Origin of the sequence: Oligoflexus sp. (assembly GCF_035638955.1) — a bacterium.
Taxonomy (GTDB): Bacteria; Bdellovibrionota_B; Oligoflexia; order Oligoflexales; family Oligoflexaceae; genus Oligoflexus.
The window spans coordinates 1-15,945 of sequence record NZ_DASQYZ010000348.1 but is presented as its reverse complement, the minus strand read 5'-3'; the positions used below and the strand labels follow the sequence as shown (position 1 = coordinate 15,945).

The 15,945-nt window shown below is 52.5% G+C and carries 15 protein-coding genes; 8 read left to right on the top strand and 7 right to left on the bottom strand.

The features are described 5' to 3' along the window. Nucleotides 1–7: 7 nt before the first annotated feature. Both VE954_RS31020 and VE954_RS31015 read left to right on the top strand, forming a co-directional pair. Nucleotides 8–346, top strand: a complete 339-nt coding sequence (locus VE954_RS31020) for a hypothetical protein (RefSeq protein WP_324960302.1) — start codon at nucleotides 8–10, stop codon at nucleotides 344–346. A gap of 38 nt (nucleotides 347–384) precedes the next feature. Further along, nucleotides 385–1,941: a hypothetical protein gene (locus tag VE954_RS31015; protein ID WP_324960300.1), complete on the top strand. Its 1,557-nt coding sequence runs from the start codon at nucleotides 385–387 to the stop codon at nucleotides 1,939–1,941. A 61-nt stretch (nucleotides 1,942–2,002) separates the two neighbouring features. Here VE954_RS31015 and VE954_RS31010 read toward each other — a convergent pair whose 3' ends face one another. Next, nucleotides 2,003–3,019: a trypsin-like serine protease gene (locus VE954_RS31010; protein WP_324960298.1), complete on the bottom strand. Its 1,017-nt coding sequence runs from the start codon at nucleotides 3,017–3,019 to the stop codon at nucleotides 2,003–2,005. A 498-nt stretch (nucleotides 3,020–3,517) separates the two neighbouring features. On the opposite strand from VE954_RS31010, the gene VE954_RS31005 reads away from it, so the two are divergent. From VE954_RS31005 to VE954_RS30995, 3 genes are all read left to right on the top strand, one after another. Next, nucleotides 3,518–5,617, top strand: coding sequence for an ELWxxDGT repeat protein (locus tag VE954_RS31005; RefSeq protein WP_324960296.1), 2,100 nt, complete (start codon nucleotides 3,518–3,520; stop codon nucleotides 5,615–5,617). Between the two features lie 210 nt (nucleotides 5,618–5,827). Then, nucleotides 5,828–7,258 carry a prolyl oligopeptidase family serine peptidase gene (locus VE954_RS31000; RefSeq protein WP_324960294.1) on the top strand — a complete coding sequence of 477 codons (1,431 nt, stop codon included), beginning with the start codon at nucleotides 5,828–5,830 and terminating at the stop codon, nucleotides 7,256–7,258. An 8-nt stretch (nucleotides 7,259–7,266) separates the two neighbouring features. Beyond that, the gene (locus VE954_RS30995) at nucleotides 7,267–8,301 is read left to right on the top strand and encodes a peptide-N-glycosidase F-related protein (RefSeq protein WP_324960292.1); all 1,035 of its coding nucleotides are present in this window, start codon (nucleotides 7,267–7,269) and stop codon (nucleotides 8,299–8,301) included. Between the two features lie 68 nt (nucleotides 8,302–8,369). On the opposite strand, the gene nth is transcribed toward VE954_RS30995, so the two are convergent. Further along, on the bottom strand, nucleotides 8,370–9,038 hold the full coding sequence (gene nth / locus VE954_RS30990) for an endonuclease III (RefSeq protein ID WP_324960290.1): 669 nt from the start codon (nucleotides 9,036–9,038) through the stop codon (nucleotides 8,370–8,372). 130 nt (nucleotides 9,039–9,168) lie between these two features. On the opposite strand from nth, the gene VE954_RS30985 reads away from it, so the two are divergent. Both VE954_RS30985 and VE954_RS30980 read left to right on the top strand, forming a co-directional pair. After that, on the top strand, nucleotides 9,169–9,765 hold the full coding sequence (locus VE954_RS30985; protein WP_324960288.1) for a hypothetical protein: 597 nt from the start codon (nucleotides 9,169–9,171) through the stop codon (nucleotides 9,763–9,765). A gap of 28 nt (nucleotides 9,766–9,793) precedes the next feature. Next, nucleotides 9,794–10,327, top strand: a complete 534-nt coding sequence (locus VE954_RS30980) for an acyltransferase (protein ID WP_324960286.1) — start codon at nucleotides 9,794–9,796, stop codon at nucleotides 10,325–10,327. 36 nt (nucleotides 10,328–10,363) lie between these two features. Here VE954_RS30980 and VE954_RS30975 read toward each other — a convergent pair whose 3' ends face one another. Both VE954_RS30975 and VE954_RS30970 read right to left on the bottom strand, forming a co-directional pair. Continuing rightward, on the bottom strand, nucleotides 10,364–11,053 hold the full coding sequence (locus tag VE954_RS30975; protein ID WP_324960284.1) for a hypothetical protein: 690 nt from the start codon (nucleotides 11,051–11,053) through the stop codon (nucleotides 10,364–10,366). A gap of 49 nt (nucleotides 11,054–11,102) precedes the next feature. Then, a complete protein-coding gene (locus VE954_RS30970) occupies nucleotides 11,103–12,281 on the bottom strand; it encodes a matrixin family metalloprotease (RefSeq protein ID WP_324960282.1) in 1,179 nt (392 codons plus the stop codon). A gap of 140 nt (nucleotides 12,282–12,421) precedes the next feature. On the opposite strand from VE954_RS30970, the gene VE954_RS30965 reads away from it, so the two are divergent. Next, the gene (locus VE954_RS30965; protein ID WP_324960280.1) at nucleotides 12,422–13,240 is read left to right on the top strand and encodes a DUF4423 domain-containing protein; all 819 of its coding nucleotides are present in this window, start codon (nucleotides 12,422–12,424) and stop codon (nucleotides 13,238–13,240) included. A 7-nt stretch (nucleotides 13,241–13,247) separates the two neighbouring features. Here the strand turns inward: VE954_RS30965 and VE954_RS30960 are convergent, their stop codons facing one another. From VE954_RS30960 to VE954_RS30950, 3 genes are all read right to left on the bottom strand, one after another. Beyond that, on the bottom strand, nucleotides 13,248–14,705 hold the full coding sequence (locus tag VE954_RS30960; RefSeq protein WP_324960278.1) for a hypothetical protein: 1,458 nt from the start codon (nucleotides 14,703–14,705) through the stop codon (nucleotides 13,248–13,250). 44 nt (nucleotides 14,706–14,749) lie between these two features. Next, nucleotides 14,750–15,238 carry a DUF333 domain-containing protein gene (locus VE954_RS30955; protein WP_324960276.1) on the bottom strand — a complete coding sequence of 163 codons (489 nt, stop codon included), beginning with the start codon at nucleotides 15,236–15,238 and terminating at the stop codon, nucleotides 14,750–14,752. Nucleotides 15,239–15,389: 151 nt separating this feature from the next. Further along, on the bottom strand, nucleotides 15,390–15,779 hold the full coding sequence (locus VE954_RS30950) for a hypothetical protein (protein ID WP_324960274.1): 390 nt from the start codon (nucleotides 15,777–15,779) through the stop codon (nucleotides 15,390–15,392). Between the last annotated feature and the right edge of the window lie 166 nt (nucleotides 15,780–15,945).

Sequence of the window (15,945 nt, the reverse complement as noted above, 5' to 3'; positions counted from 1 at the left end):
TACCCCCATGCTCCGTACTCTATGCAATCGTCGTCGTGTCCTCGCGCTTTCCAGTCTTTCCCTGGGTGGGCTGCTCTTGGGATCATCCGTGGCTTTAGGCGGCAATGATGCCGAGATGAGCCGCATGATCAAGGACATTATTATGGAACACTATCCCAAGGCCCGCGAGCAGGAAACCATGGTGGATCAATTCATCCGTGATCTCCTGGCGCAAAAAGTGGACAGCCTTGAGCCCAAGCCCTTTCTGAAGCAGGCCGCCAGCAAATCGGATAAGTCTGATCTGGAGCGTTACGTCATCGTTCAATTTATGACAAGTCCCGGCTTTATCGCCTTGCAGGATAAATAATCACTTTCCCAAGTTATACGCTGTCAAAGGAGACAAGTATGAAAAGTTTAAATGGTGTTCGTTGGATCGCCCTGCTTTTGGCTCTCGCGCCCGCTGCAATGAGTGCAGAAACTCAGAACGGTTACTTGAAAAATCCGGACAAGGCCCCGTTACAGGCACAAATCGTTTCCTTTACCGACCTTGCTCGTGATTTGCACGCGGCCAACCAATCGGATGACTCCACGGCCTGCGGCAAACTGGAAATGGTTTGGGACCGCATCGAAGGTACGGCTCAGCAGCCCGATGCACTGTATGCTCCGGAATCTGATTTTAAAGATGTCGTGACGTTCGGCAACGGCTCGGCCCTACGCTTCTGGAAAATCTTTTCCGGCTGGACAAAATTCGACTGGGCTGGTTCCAAAGCCAAAGACTCGGATTTCTACGGCAGTGAAATTCGTCCCTACCGCGAAGGTCACTTGCGTGACACTGTGCGCCTGACCCACCGTTTTGGTGTGAACGTGAAGATGAGCTATGTTCCTCTGGAAGGCGCAGCTCAACTCGGCCTGACCGGTCAGTACGCAACCCGCAACGACTGCGTTCTGGGTCGCTTGTCCAGTGCTGTCCCTACCAGCGTGAAAGAGCGTTTCACTCCCGCTATCGCTGCCAAGTTCTTCGTGGATGGCGCTTCCGAGAGCCAGGTCCTGATCGCCCAGCATGACATCGGTGGTCAAAGCTTTGAGAAGGATGCCGCTGGTCAACCGATCATCGACAATAACTTCTACTCCAAATATCTGTCGAACCGCTTGAGTTTTGAAAAAGGTAACCTGTCCGGTGTCGGCGCCTTCTCGCGCTTTTTCTATACCGCGCAGTACTTCTCGCGTCATATCCTGGGCCTCAACTATATCTTCGACCCCCGCGAACTCCAGGCCAATCATTTGGCTGAAATGAATGTGAACGGTCAGAAGGTCGAAAATCCTAAAGGTCCTCGGTTTGTCTGGATGGTTCCACCCAGCGCTGCAACGAAAGAAATGTTTCGTCAGAAAGCCCAAAGTGATCTCGACTTCCGCCGCCACTTCCTGGCCCTTAACGGTTCCTTGGAACTCGGCCAGGCGCCTATCTTCCTGGTCTACGGTTCGGATACCTGGACCTATGAGCCTGAGACGGAAGCTACATTGATCGGCAAGCTGGTCGTCAACTCCGACTTTGTGGTGTCTGAAGCTGCTGACGTTCGACTCTTCTATAAGCACGCGATCCAGTTCCAAAAGATTCCGGACGCTGTGGGCGAAACCAGTCCTTATACTCACGACTATGCATTCTCTGAATGGAAAGACGAACTCTTCACTTCGGACTGCGCCCTGGGCATTCAGGAAAAAGAAGTATGGCCCCTCAACCTGGTGGCATTCCGCGGCAAGGAAAGCCTGTATCCCAGCCTGAACTTCAGCCAAGGCAGCCTCGAAGGCACATTCCTCGTGAATGCCACGGTCAATCCTGCATCGGTGCGTTTGAGCCGTAACCATGAATGGTGTCTGGCCAAGTTCGTCGAGAAGAAGCTGAAGGCTGATAAAGAAAAGAAAGACAACAGCAATCCTCTCGTCGATATGTTCAAAAAGCTCTGATCGAAAGCGTTTTCTTAAGGCCTGGGTCTCTCGTGACCCAGGCTTTTCTTGTTTCCAGCCTTCACTTGGCGACCGTGGTCCGGTCACAGGCCTCTTTACTTTCGTCTTTCAGCAAATAAGCCAAAGGCGATCCCAGCTTTTCAAAAGCACAGCTCATCCAACCTTGATGGGCGGTGATATCCATCAGTGTTCCACTGCCTTCGGCACAGGTTCCATTCCCTGAACGGCCAGGACCGGTTGTGGTACTCAGCGTCTTGAGACACAGTCCATTCTCGCTCATCACATAACTCGGTCCACCCGAGTCCCCATAGCAGCCGCCTTTTTGTCCACCAACCTGAAGTTGGATTTCCTTGAAATTACGATCGAACAGGGCCACTGGTTTTCTGACCTGAGTGAGGGGACGTTCCTGCATATCGGTGTCGGTATAAGCTCCATAGCCAGCGAGAATCACCTCGGCTCCCGGCTGGAGGTTGGCGGTGGAACCCACCGGCGCTATACCAAACCCCTGAGGGATCTTGCCGTCGAAGGCAATGACCGCCACATCGAAAAGTCTTAAATTGGGATAACCATTCTGCGTGAGCCCCAGCCCTTTGTAATCAGGGTGAACGGAATAGCCTTTGACTTTTACATCAGGGCTGGCCGCCGGTATGATGCCAAACTCAATTTGAATGGTCGAGAAAACCGGATTGGTTTCCAGGCAATGAGCAGCTGTGCTGATCTGGTTGGGGCCAATGATTGTCCCTGTGCAGGAGCCTTGGCCAATGATCAAACGTACAGTTGATTTCGCCACCATATCATTGGCTGTCGTCGCCGTGCCGCCGACGATACCCAGGCCCCCACAGTAGTTGGGAACTGATGCGGGAGGGGTCATGGGATTGGGTTTTTTGTCATCACTGGCGGTTGCAATACTGGAATCGCTGGCTGCCTCGTCCTGCTCAACGGTAGCCTCATTTTCATTTTCCACGGCAGGGGCACTGACGCTGGTCTGCGTTCCCGTGTACCTTTTGGATGCGGGACTGCAGCCATTTATGGGTAAACAAAGGAACAAAATTCCTACAGAAAAACGATGGTTCGACATACTCGGCCCTTTCTTGCATTCATTAAATTTTCGTGTGCACCAGGGCGATTGCAAAGGGCGGTCCAAATTCTTACAGGGAGTATGCAAAGCGGGGGAAAGGGAAATTCCCATGCGGAACGCATGAAATAGTGAACAATAGCAGGTCACCGATGGATTTTTTCACAGGCTGTTGCGGCTCATTTATCCTTATGGATTATGGTGACGTTCCATTCCATTTTAGCTCAAATTGATGATACAGCCCCGCCTGCAGGTGGAGAAGCCGCACGATGCAAAGCACAAACTCAAGTTCAAGCCTGTATCTGACGAGGGCCCGGATGGATTTTGAGTCCATTAAAAAATCCATGGTTTCATGGCATTAAAATACGGACTGTTGGTTCGGCTATGCATCGGTCTGAAGCTGCTTCGAATTGAAAAATAAGATGCTGCGGGCTTAAGAATAGGAGCCCCCCACACCGATTAAATTTGAAAGTGGATTTCTAAATTATTTTGGGGTCGCCCATGAAAGCCCTCATTGCCATCTCCCTTTTGTTTATTCTATCCGCGTGCACCAAGCCCGACGGAAAGGGCGGCGCTGAAGGCGACGATGCCCCAGCTTCCACGGATGAATCCGGAGGTTCGGATAAAGCCAAGGGAACGACTCCATACAGCCCAAGCGGTGGCACGACGGACACTAAGAATGACAAGGATGTGGTGACAGAAACCGGGACGCCATCAACCCAGTCGACGTCCGACACCGGTGCGACGAACGATGCGGGTCAAACTTCGGGCGGTGCTACCGGTAACACCTCGGGCGGAAATTCCGGCAATACCTCAGGCAACACGTCGGGTACCCCAGTGGATACAGATGGGGATGGTATCGCTGATAGTGCCGATGTTTGTGCCGGTATCGATGATTCTCTTCAGGCCACACGCTATAAACTGACCGATGTTGACAGTGACGGTTACGCGGACGGTTCTCTTTCGGCCACAGTCTGTCCGTCCAATACCGAATACACTCTCACGCTGCCACAGGTTGTTTATAATGATTGCGATAGTTCGAACGCTTTAAAATGGCAAACTCTGGCCTTTTCGCATCGGGATGCCGATGGCGATGGTCATTCCATAGCCAGCGCTGGCACTGTCTGTTCAGGAAGTGCACTCCCAACGGGATACCTGACGAGCGCACTGAGTACGACCGACTGCGATGACACGAACCCATCCTATCATACAGTATCCGACCATTACGCTTACAATACCGACGCCACTACATCGGATCGTTACAGCCGCGTGAGCGAATCGAAATGTGTTCCATCAAGCGGTTATGGACCCATTAATGCTTATAAGGAATACCGGCTTGCGCCTGAAGTCGTTTCTACGTCTGGTTTAAGCAGTATCACGGGTTTTTATCCCTTTGGCGGCAAGCTGTACTTTCGAGCCAGCAATGGAACGCATGGTGTTGAGCTTTGGTCCACGGATGGAACTTTAAACGGATCGCAGATGGTCAAAGATATTTATTCGGGTGCTTCCAACAGTGCCCCGGCGAACTTCATCAGCGCCGGCGGCAAGTTGTTCTTCACGGCACTCGATAATACCGGTACAGGCCTTTGGAAAACAGATGGGACTGAAGCTGGAACAGTCAAGGTCAAGTCAGGGATTACGCCTTACTCCATGACCGAGGTGAGCGGCCTCGTCTATTTCGCAGCCGATGATAGTTTATCTGGTATGGAACTTTGGAAAACGGACGGAACGGATGCGGGAACCATCATGGTGAAGGATATCTATCCGGACTCCAGCGGCAGTTCACCGGCATCGCTCACCAATGTCAATGGAACTCTGTTCTTTGCGGCTGATGACGGTTCGCACGGTATCGAGCTGTGGAAATCGAACGGCACGGAAGCGGGAACCGTTATGGTTAAGGACATCGATGCCGTTCTGCAAAGCGCACCGTCCGACTTCCTTGCCATCGGAAGCACGCTGTTTTTTACGGCGTCCGTGACGAGTTCCGGTCGGGAGCTTTGGAAATCGGATGGGACCGACGCGGGAACAGTTCTCGTTAAGGATATCTATTCGGGTGGCTCGAGTAGCCAGAGCGGATCGGGCACTTCACTCTTCACAGCGGTCAATAGCACCCTTTATTTCCGAGCCAACGACGGAACATCCGGACTCGAGCTGTGGAAATCCGACGGCACCGATGCCGGCACTGTTATGGTCAAGGATATCGCCTCCAGCGGCGGCAGCACACCCAGCAGTTTGGTAGCAGTGAACGGAACCTTATATTTCACTGCAGATAACGGGACACATGGTTCAGAACTCTGGAAGTCCAATGGCACCGAGGCCGGCACGGTCCTGGTCAAGGATATTCGATCGGGCGGCAGCATTGCTATGACATCACCGACAGCCGTAGGTTCAATCCTTTACTTCCGCACAGACGATGGGACCCATAACAGCGAACTTTGGAAGTCCGACGGGACAGAAGCTGGAACGATTCTCGTTAAGGATATCAACCCAACCGGACCCTCGAGTCCTGCGAGCTTGATCCCATTTGGCAATCAACTGATCTTCGTCGCGACCACACCCGATGGGTCGCGCATTCATAGGACTGCGGAAACAATGCCCTGAGAGTTTGACCCTGAACGCTGCGGCCAGACTCGAGGCCGCCCTTTATCCAATCCGAACTGCCTATTTACCCGCATATTTTGAACCGATCATCCTTCCCGGAAGTTAAAAAAATAAATCTTTACCCCTGTGTGCGAACGTGCTTAATGTGCGAAAGCGAAACTTTTTACAAGCAGTGGATTAAGTCATCCTTATGGTCGGAAAGGATCATCTATGGTGAAGTATTTGCCAGTTTTCCTGCATAGTGGTTTATTTTTATCCCTTCTTATAGGCCCTTTATGGGCGTCCGCTCAATCTCAGTCCCTGGAAGCGGTGATCGAGAGTCAGAGTTTCGATGACCTTCTTGCTCATGATCGATTTCTTGAAGACACCACGGACATGGATACAGCAGCTCGGGCTCTCTGGGAAAAATACCGCAAAGCGGTGACCAGTGATGCCGGACGCATCACGGAGCAGGAAACGACAAAGATCACCTATGGCGACAAGACAATGAAGTTCTCCTTGTCCAAAAAAGGTGCGATGCCCGAGAATGGATATCCCCTCTATATCGCTTTGCATGGCGGTGGAACGGCCCCTGCCCATGTTAATGACTCCCAGTGGGAGCATATGAAAATTTACTATCTCGACAGCGTCGACGCCGGGATCTATGTGGCCACGCGTGGGGTGACCGATACCTGGAATCTGCATTTTGTTGATGAATCCTACACACTTTATGATCACCTGATTGAAAACCTGGTGGCCTTTGAAAATGTGGATCCAAATCGCGTTTACATTATGGGCTTTTCAGCTGGTGGAGACGGCGTCTATCAAATCACACCGCGGATGGCTGACCGTTGGGCGGCTGCTAACATGTCGGCCGGGCACCACAACTGGATCACGTTTGATAATCTTTATAACACGCCTTTTCTGATTCAAATGGGCCAGTACGATTCTGCTTACAAACGGAATACCGTAGCCGTGGAAAATCATGTGGAACTCAACCGCCTCCAGGCGGAGCGGGAAGGTTATGTTCACGAACTCTTTCTGCACGAGGGCGGCTCTCATAACAGCTGGCGCGACAACGATGCCGGCCGTCGCCAGCAAAAAATTGTAGCCAATCCAGAAAACTGGCTTAAGGGTGAAGCTGCAACGAGTACCAGCCGCAATACCAATGCCATTGACTGGCTCAATCAGTATCAACGCAATTCCTATCCTCAAAAAATCTATTGGGATCCCAAGACTGCTGCCGCCCGGGTCGCCAATCTTGGAGCGCGCTACCTGACCGATGAGACGCTGAAGTCCCAGCTTAGCGAGCCCAGGGAGCTGTTTTACTGGCTGGACGTGGCCCCTCAGCAGGGCGATGTGAACCCCGGACTTGTGGAAGCTTCCTATGATCAAACCACCAATAGCATTCGTCTGGCACCATCAGAGTCCATGGTGGGCCTGCGCGTTCTGCTTCACCCCAGTATGGTGGATTTCAGTCGACCCGTGACCCTTACGATCGGCAGTGAACTGATGGATCGCGTTCAGGTTCGGCCCAATCTCCGCACGATGACTCGAACCTTGCTGGAGCGTGGCGATGCCCATTATATGTTCCAAGCGGAGATCCAACTGCAAAAGCTTGCCGATGGTCGGTGGACAGTGATAACCCCGGCGGCCAGGTGAATGGTCTGATGTTGCCCAAATTTTTTCATGAAAAAGGTCAAGTCATGCGTATTGGACTGCTGTTTTTTTTCTCGCTAGTCGTCATGTCGATGGTGGCCACCGGGACGACCCGGGCTGAGCGGGTCACTCTTACCTCGGGCACCCATGTTTATTTCCAGGGTGAGAACAATCACCGCGAGCGGCAATTTGAGGCTATGCTCCCTGCCTCCTCAGAGCCCTTCGCTCAGGCTATTCTGCACTTTAAGTTGAGTTGTCCGGATGGCCTGTGCGATGGATGGGATCGCTTCGGATCGTTTGGAATGCTGGATGCACAAGGTCGTTATTTTGAGTTGATGCGCTTTATCACACCTTATGGAATTGGAGCGGAGTGGGCTTTCGATATCAGTCCTTTTCTTCCGCTGCTGCAGGGCAAGGCAAACTTTCGTGTGTTCATTGATACCTGGGTCGGGCCTGGGCATCCCAAAGGCAATGGCTGGCTGGTTGATGCGAGTATCCAGTATATTCCCGGGGTTCTGGATCAGCGGCCGGTCCATGTTCTTCCCCTGCTGAGTGAGGCCAACATTGTTTATGGAGACCCCAGCCAGGACACGCAACGCTCGGGAACCCTCCTGCCGTTGATCGGCTATCGATCGGCGAAGCTTGTCACGTCCATCACGGGTCATGGTCAGGGCAATGCTGAAAACTGTGCAGAATTCTGTCCCAAGGAGCATAGCCTCAAGGTGGGAGACAAGGTTTTTAGCCGCCGCATCTGGCGGGATAACTGCGCGACCACTGTCGATCCCAATCAAAAAGGCAATTACTTCCATTCCCGAGCAGGCTGGTGTCCGGGAGACAAGGTGGATCCTTGGATCGAGGATATTACTGGAGCCTTGGCCAGTGGGTCTGTGAACTTCACCTACAATGTTGAGCTCTACGATAACACCTGCAGGCCTGGAGTGACTTCCTGTTTGGGCTGTACGTTGGGCACAGGCTGCGAGTTTGATGGCGGGCGGCATACGGAGCCTCGTTACTATGTCTCGACCTACGCCGTCTATTATCAATGACTTCTATACCGCATTTCCCCTGAGCCGGGTTCTGCCGCCATCGGCAGGTCTACATTCCATCGCGGCTTTCAGCTTGGCTGCGGATCTCGTCCTTGCGTAGGGCAGAGTTCCCGCAGCTGGCAACGCTCGCACTCGGGTCGCAGCGCTTTGCACACATAACGGCCATGCAGCAGGAACCAATGATGTGCCCCAGGCAGATGCCTGGGGTCGACAAGGTCAAGCATGGCCCGTTCCGCTTTGTCCGGATTGGGCGCATCATGGAGCCCCAGGCGCCTCGTCACCCGAAACACGTGCGTATCGACGGCAAATATGGGCTGTTTGAAAAGTTCGCCCAGAATAACGTTGGCTGTTTTGCGACCCACGCCGGGCAGGGATTCGAGCTCTTCCCGTGTGGCGGGAACCTCGCCCTGAAAGCGTTCCAGGACAATCTCACTGATGCGATGCACGTTCCTGGCTTTGGTTGGGGCCAAGCCAATCGTGCGAATCCGAGCCAGGAAACCCTCCACACCCCACGCGATCACAGTCTCAGGCGTGAAGCCCTGTTCATAGAGCGGCTGCATCACTCGATTCACCATTTTGTCGGTGACCTTCGCCGAAAGAACGACCGAGACCAAAAGTTGAAACGGCGTCTGGTAAAGGAGCTCGTTCTGGGCTGCTGGCATGGTTTCACGAAGCCTGCCCAGGACAGTCTCAGTGCGGTCACGACGTTGGTTTTTCGCTATAAGGATAGGGGGCACGCATCCACCTCAGGTGACGTTCGACCCCCAAAATATAGACCTTAAATCTTATTTGTCGAGTCGGAAAAGTAAGACATTTTGTCGGCATAGAGCTTGCTGGTTCTCCTGTCATCATGAAGGAGTTGCAGCTTTGAAACCATTAAGCATGCCTGGAAAATCAATACGATCAGCGACGACCTGGGATTTTTTCAAGCAATTCCTGGAGAGTCCGCTGCAGGTCGGATCCATCGTTCCATCGTCCAAACAATTGACGCGTAGCATGTTTTTAGATGTCATGCCAAAGGCAGTCAAAACTTACGTGGAGTATGGACCTGGAACCGGGAGTTTCACCGCGCAGGCTTTTTCGTGGTTCGAAGACCTGCAGCGCCAGGTGTTGATCGAAATCAATCCCGTGTTTCAAAAGCTGCTTAAGCAAAGCTATCCTGAAGCTGAAATTTATAGCAGTCCGAACGTCATCATGGAGAGCCTGCGCAATCAGGTGGACCTCATCGTATCGGGCCTGCCGTTTACTCATATACCGTGGGAAGTCACCCGGCAGACCATCGATGCGAGTCACGATCTTCTTCGCGAAGGCGGAAGTTTCCGCACGTTCCTTTATGTGCAAACTTTTTTCCTGCCGAAAAACCGCATGCTTCGGGCCTACCTGGCTCAGAATTTTTCTCAGGTTCGTGTTCGATTTGTGGCAAAAAACTTTCCGCCGGCTTTTGTGATTGAAGCGCGCAAATAAGCGCCTCATTCCTGGCCATGGGGTCTTGATGAGCTTTTTCCAACGCGCCTTGGTCCTTGTGCGCAGCAGCTACTTCCTGCGGTTTGTCCCCCGCGGTAAGAAGGTCCGCGTTCACGGCCGCCTGGCGGTGCAATCCCAAGGGGAACTTTATATCGGCGCGGGGACGTGTTTTCATAGTGGCCGTACGGAAACGGAACTGGTGGTCCATGCCCAGGGTCGCATGCGGATAGGCGCGGATTGTATGATCAACAACGGCTGTGTTTTTAACGCCAGCGGTTCGATTCAAATTGGGGATCGCTGCCGGTTCGGCTATGGGGTTTTAATTTTTGATAGCGATCTGCATGAGGAAAATCCTCAGCTTCGTCATATTCGGCCCGAACCTGCGCCTGTGACGATTGAGGATGATGTGTGGATAGGCAGCCGCGCGATTATCCTGGCCGGCATTCGCATTGGGCAGGGCAGTATCGTGGGCGCTGGCAGTATTGTCACCCGTGACGTGCCGCCCAACACGGTGGTGGCCGGCAATCCAGCCAGGATTCTGCGCGAAGTGGAACAGTCATGAGTCACAAGGCAGCCCAGGGGCCGCCTCGTTCCTGATTCAGTTGGCGTCTTCAAAGATATAGACTGGGATATCGCAGCTTTCCTTGGGCCCGTTGAGGGTCAGGACGAGCTTGCCGAATTCCTGAGCCTGACCCAGTTCGAATGTCGTCGCACCGGTCTTCTTCAGACTCACAAATTTTTCTTCGTTATTCTTCAGCCGCACATTCTGGAAGTCAATGCCTCGGCAGAATGCCGGCACATCAAATCGAATCTTATCGCTTTTAAAATTATGAATCAGTTGGATCTCCTGATCTTTCGCAAAGCCACCTTCATAGGCCAGGTAACCGGCATACACTTCTTTCTGAGGGGCTTTGGCTTTAGTCAGGATCTGCAGTTCGCAGCTTTCTGACTGATAGCTATACTGCGAAAGGGTGAAACGAATGTGAGTGATCTTCTGGTTGTTGTGTTGAAAGTAGCCGCCGTTCTGATACGTGGTCGCCTGCCAGCCCGGAAGGCCCGCATATTTAACCGAAACGCCGGTACTTGGGATAATGGGACAGGAAGGGCGCAGCGTATAGAGTACCCGGATAGGGTTGAGGACAGTGGGCTGAGCGAGTTGATAGTCGAGATAACTGAGACCATAGGGAACCTGCACGATAAATTTGTTATGCAACTGATCAGGAGCGGCCTGCGCCTGGCATATCTGACTCGCAAGCAACATAAGACCGGCTAAAATTCGAAGTTTCATCAAGCAATCCTCCTTGATTGTATACGATTCCTTTGGAGATCATCTCCAACTAAAATCCTTTCATAAGGTCCATATAGGAGTTCCCGTTAAAATCCGTAATGATTCTGAGATCATTGAGCAAGGGACTGTTCTGGGTGGGGTCCAGGACCAGACCAAGCCAGCGTTGACCGCCCGTTTGCGCCTGCACATAGCGTCCTTTGATATTGCGCACGATATACGAGGGTAGAAGGGGGTGCTGCCGGATAGCGAGCACGCGCTGCTCTCGGGGAGTCCAAAACGTCATGGCGGGACGAGCTTCCTTGCGTTCCTGCTCAAAGAAAATAGTGCCTATGGGTGTTGGGTTCATGGAATGGTGAATGTCGGGAGCCGCCCAGATCTCAAGGGACTGATCACGGAGTATGGTGCCGAAACATAGCCATGTCGGGGGAATCCCAAAAAACATTTGCAGGGTTCGTGCGGTCTGTGTCAGCTGCGTATGGCAGATCAATTCAGGCGCATTTTGCGGTTGGGGATGAATGGCAAAGAAGGCCATGGAGCCGATGTAGGAACTCAAAAGTGGCCAATTGCGTTTTTGCAAAATGTACTCAACAAAACCATAGGACATGATATTGCGCGGTGACGGGGCCTGGCCGGTATGCTGAAGCCCAAAAACATGTCCCAGCTCATGCACCAGAGTCCAGTAAAGCAGGACCTGGTTTTGACCGCTCCAAGGGTTTTCTGTCAGTTCATAGCCTTGGATATCGCTCAAGCTTTTTTCAGGAGCGACATAGATAAAACCCCGAGCGCGCAGATTCACGGCGTCGTAATCGGTGCGAACGACAAGCGAAGCATAGCTCGCATGGGATTTTATTTCGGCTTTCTGCGCCGCCGTCAGATAACCGATCTGCAGAACCAGATCGATGGGCTGAGCCGTCGTTGTCGGGCAGGCCTGTCTCACAAAGGTTTGAGTTGAGATCACCACATCAGCCGTGGCGAAATTTGTATAGGAAAACTCGCGTTGCCAGTAGGCCACGGCACCGCGGAAGACCCTATCCACCTGCTCTTCGCTCAACGAAGCCTGGCTGCTATCGATGCGAATGCAATAGCGAACCGTATCGGTATTTTGCACAAACCATGGATTGTTTGCGTCTTTGAACATCCCGCCACCACCGCTGCTCCAGGCGGCTGACAGTTCCCAGGACCAAAAAATAAGTCCTATGAAAAAACCGATATTGAAACGGCGAGACATATCGAACCCCCCCCATCCTGCTTGGTCACCAATGGTTTGAACTTTGTGTCAGTTTTAGATATCAATCAGTGAAAAGTAAATTGCCTTGTAAGCAACCTGGGGATGAATGTTGCAGAAAATGCAAAAAGTAAGGCTAACATATGGACATTTTTAGATATTCCTGCTATCGCACAATCATCAAAAACCTGGTGGCGCAGCAGAGGAAGACCGAGCCTTCCACCAGCTATCAGGATCTGTCGCAGTTCATGCGGGTTACAAAATCACATCTGTCCCGCGTGATTCATAGCCGCGCGGAGCTCAACTATGATCAGCTTTATTTGCTATGTAAGTATTTCCAATTGAAGGGAGACGAGTGTGACTATCTAAAGCTGTTGCTGGAGCTGGAAAGGACGGCCTTGGCTGAGAGAAAAAAAATTCTGCAAAACCAGATCAAGGAAATGCAGCGTGAAAAACTGCAGACTAAAAGACACATCTCGGCCGGCGCCTTGCAGGAAACGAATATGATGTCGTACTATCTGGAGCCTATTCATCAGATCGTGCATGTTGCCTTCGCCATTCCACGATACCAGGCCAATCCTCAACTTCTGGCGAATGACCTGGCCCTTTCGTCAGCACAGTTTGAGCGGATCCTGAAGCAGCTGGAAGATCTGCGGCTCATTCAACGCCTTCAGAAAGGTGTGCAGCTGCTGATCGAGGATCTGCACCTGCCGCGTGAATCCGTCTTCTATCGCCCTTGGATTAACCAGGTGAAGCTCATGAGTCTTCATCGCATGCAGCAAACGGAGGCCAAGGACACCTATGCTTTTTCAGTCACGTTTTCAGCCGATGATGACGCGAGAAAGCAGATCCTGGGCCGGTTTTTGGATTTTTTGCAAAGCACCGAACAGAAAGTGAAGACTGCTGCGCAGGACCACGTCTATCAAATGTCATTTGAATTGTTTCCCTGGACGCAGCAGTAGGGCGGTTTTAGAACATCTTGAAGAGCAGTTTCGGACGTTTCGCCATACCTAAAAGCGTGGCGATGCGGATCATAGGATCCAGAGCAAAAGCCCGCGAATAGATGCCGCCATGAACCTGTCTCGTGAAGAGCGAACTGATATCGCCCCGGGGGTCCTCCTCTGGATCGAGCAAATCATGCAGGATCAGAAGGGTACCCAAGGCCTGGGTTGTGGGCACTTCAAAGATTTCGACGCCGAAGGTCGGAGCGCCCACGAAGGCAGCCTGGAAGACAGGATGATTCAGCGAGCGCGTTTTGGTAATGCCAGCGACGTTGGCTGACACCCGCAGGGGCTGTGGCGGACCTTTCAAATCAATGCCCTGGGTGGCAAACACTTCGGCGGCCAGAATTTTCGAGATATACTGCGCGGCCTGATAACTGACCCCCTGCAGAGGAACGATGGCCCGCGCGACAGGGATGCCGTTGCCGTCGACGCTGCCGCTTTGTTTGAGCTGCCCCATCGACTTGAGCAGGGTCTGCCAGAGAGGAAGTTTTTGCTTCAGCGTATGAGCGTTGGACACATCTTCCGGCTGAACGACAGCGGCGGACGTTGGCGAGATCAACATGGCCACCGAAGCCACACAGGATGGAGGGAGACTCTGAATGATGGCGTTCATGGTCGCGGCCAGTCGCCACTCCTGGCTGGCGCCCGCTGCATAGGCAAACATTCCGATGTGGACGGGATCGCCGTTTGAAAACGCCTCGATACTGGCTCGAATCCGGTTGGGCTGAAGCAGAATATTGTTCGCATCGGAACAATAGGAAAGGGAACCTGAGTATTTGTGAGCTTCATTCAGAAGACTATCAGGAGACTTGATATCCACCCAAAACACTGAGGCGCCTGCAGCCAGCAGGAGTCGGGTCGGGGCGAGTTCAGCGGACGCTCCCATGATCACAAATTTTTGGCCCGTCAGGTCAATTTTTCCATCGTTGCTCCCGGCAAAATCGGCAATCCATGCCAGCGCGGTGGCGGCACGTTTGGTCATTTTGTTTTCGCTGAGCAGTTTTTGTCCCAGGTATTTCAGTGAGGGGCCTGAGTACGTAATACCGCGAAAGGGAACCGAGGGAACAAGCCCGGCTTTCCCGGAGAAGGTTTTGGTTTCGATTTTCACAGGATCGCCGCTTTGGGTCATAAAATCCTGAAACAGCCCTTGGAATTGTCCGTCGTTGAACTGCAACTGTTCGTGCGTCCTCTGGACCATGGAAAGGGCGATTTCAGAACGTTTGCGCGAGGCCACGCGGTAGCTTTCGAATTGCACCACGGCCTCGCCGAAGGTCTTTTTGAAAGCCGTTTCGCCGGGGAGTTTAAAGTTTTTAAATTCCTCCGGATAGGCGGCGACCGCGTCGTTCATAATATTCCGGAAAAATGTCGAACCGGTCTGGCCTGCCGGGAGACTGACGCCGTCCACGGATTGTTTCTTTCCCATCTGAACCATCTCTCCAATGAGGGTGTGTTATGCAGAAACCGAATTCATTGCAAAGCTTTCGAAAGGCTTTGGTGAATCACCGGGCCTCTGAAGAGAGTCCATTCCTCGATCTGGGATCCATCCTCGAACTCGCAGACACCGGATTCATCACCTGAAATTTCCTGGATAACGAAGCGATTCCCCCCGAGCTGCTTACAGTAGCGCAAGGCTGGGTGGCCGACCGGGCCTGACTGCGGCGCCTGGTAGGCGACATGATCAAGATAGGCTTTGACAGCCATGGATGGAGCCGCGCTGGCATTCTTGTGCCGGAAGAGCGTCCACTGTTCGATCAGGCCATTCAGATAAACATCATCGTTAAAGGCACACAGAGTGATGGCGTCGCCCCCATCGGCTTTGACGTAAGATTGGAGGACTCCCCCAAGATCCACGCACGATTTCGCGGCCGGATTGGGTAGTCCTACACCAGCCTGAGCAACCTGCTGAGACGAGAGGGACAGCGCAGCATAGAAGAGCGTAGGCAAAAACTTTTTCATAAAGCCTCCTGCAGTCGATAGCCACTGGGTTTATTCGCAAGAGGTTTTCCATATCACGGACGGGATCTCTTGAAAAGCGGAAGACCACGCGCTCCAGAAGTCTCACCCATGTCACGTACTCAATTGGATAAGGACTGCGTGGCCTTGTCTCTCAAGCAAAGAATGCGCGTCCGCGCACCTCATCCGGAAGGCTCATATAATCAAAATTATCGAAATCGCGGATGGTATTCGCGTTCCAGCCGAGAGCCTGGAATTCAGGTGTCATGCCTGAGGTTCCATCCGCAATATGAGCCGCCACGTATTTGGCAAACTTGAGTCCGGTGGATCCGACTACCATACGATTGAACGCGACGTGTCCCACCTCATCCACCAGAATTTCCATCAAACGCTGCTCCAGGGAATCACGTAGCTCCGGTTCATCGCGGAACACCTCGCCGATTTTCGTGAGGAGCCACTGAAAGGCAAAGACCCCGGAAAACTCGGCCCCAAGCAGGATAGGGTGGAACAGGGTTTTGGGAGAATGGGCCAGGACATTGATCAAAACTTTCAGAGGGAAGGGGGGCCGCCAGCAATGTCATTCGGTTAATTTTTATAAATTTCCATAACTCTCAAATATCTCTACTAAGTTTCCATCTCGCCAACGAAAAAGGTGACTTAATGGAAGCTGCTACGTCTTCTCAGCTGTGGGAAAATATCATAATTGGTAT

Coding starts and splice junctions, on each gene's coding strand:
- VE954_RS31020 (WP_324960302.1), top strand. CDS start 8: ATGCTCCGTACTCTATGCAATCGTCGTCGTGTCCTCGCGCTTTCCAGT.
- VE954_RS31015 (WP_324960300.1), top strand. CDS start 385: ATGAAAAGTTTAAATGGTGTTCGTTGGATCGCCCTGCTTTTGGCTCTC.
- VE954_RS31010 (WP_324960298.1), bottom strand. CDS start 3,019: ATGTCGAACCATCGTTTTTCTGTAGGAATTTTGTTCCTTTGTTTACCC.
- VE954_RS31005 (WP_324960296.1), top strand. CDS start 3,518: ATGAAAGCCCTCATTGCCATCTCCCTTTTGTTTATTCTATCCGCGTGC.
- VE954_RS31000 (WP_324960294.1), top strand. CDS start 5,828: ATGGTGAAGTATTTGCCAGTTTTCCTGCATAGTGGTTTATTTTTATCC.
- VE954_RS30995 (WP_324960292.1), top strand. CDS start 7,267: ATGTTGCCCAAATTTTTTCATGAAAAAGGTCAAGTCATGCGTATTGGA.
- VE954_RS30980 (WP_324960286.1), top strand. CDS start 9,794: ATGAGCTTTTTCCAACGCGCCTTGGTCCTTGTGCGCAGCAGCTACTTC.
- VE954_RS30975 (WP_324960284.1), bottom strand. CDS start 11,053: ATGAAACTTCGAATTTTAGCCGGTCTTATGTTGCTTGCGAGTCAGATA.
- VE954_RS30970 (WP_324960282.1), bottom strand. CDS start 12,281: ATGTCTCGCCGTTTCAATATCGGTTTTTTCATAGGACTTATTTTTTGG.
- VE954_RS30965 (WP_324960280.1), top strand. CDS start 12,422: ATGGACATTTTTAGATATTCCTGCTATCGCACAATCATCAAAAACCTG.
- VE954_RS30960 (WP_324960278.1), bottom strand. CDS start 14,705: ATGGGAAAGAAACAATCCGTGGACGGCGTCAGTCTCCCGGCAGGCCAG.
- VE954_RS30955 (WP_324960276.1), bottom strand. CDS start 15,238: ATGAAAAAGTTTTTGCCTACGCTCTTCTATGCTGCGCTGTCCCTCTCG.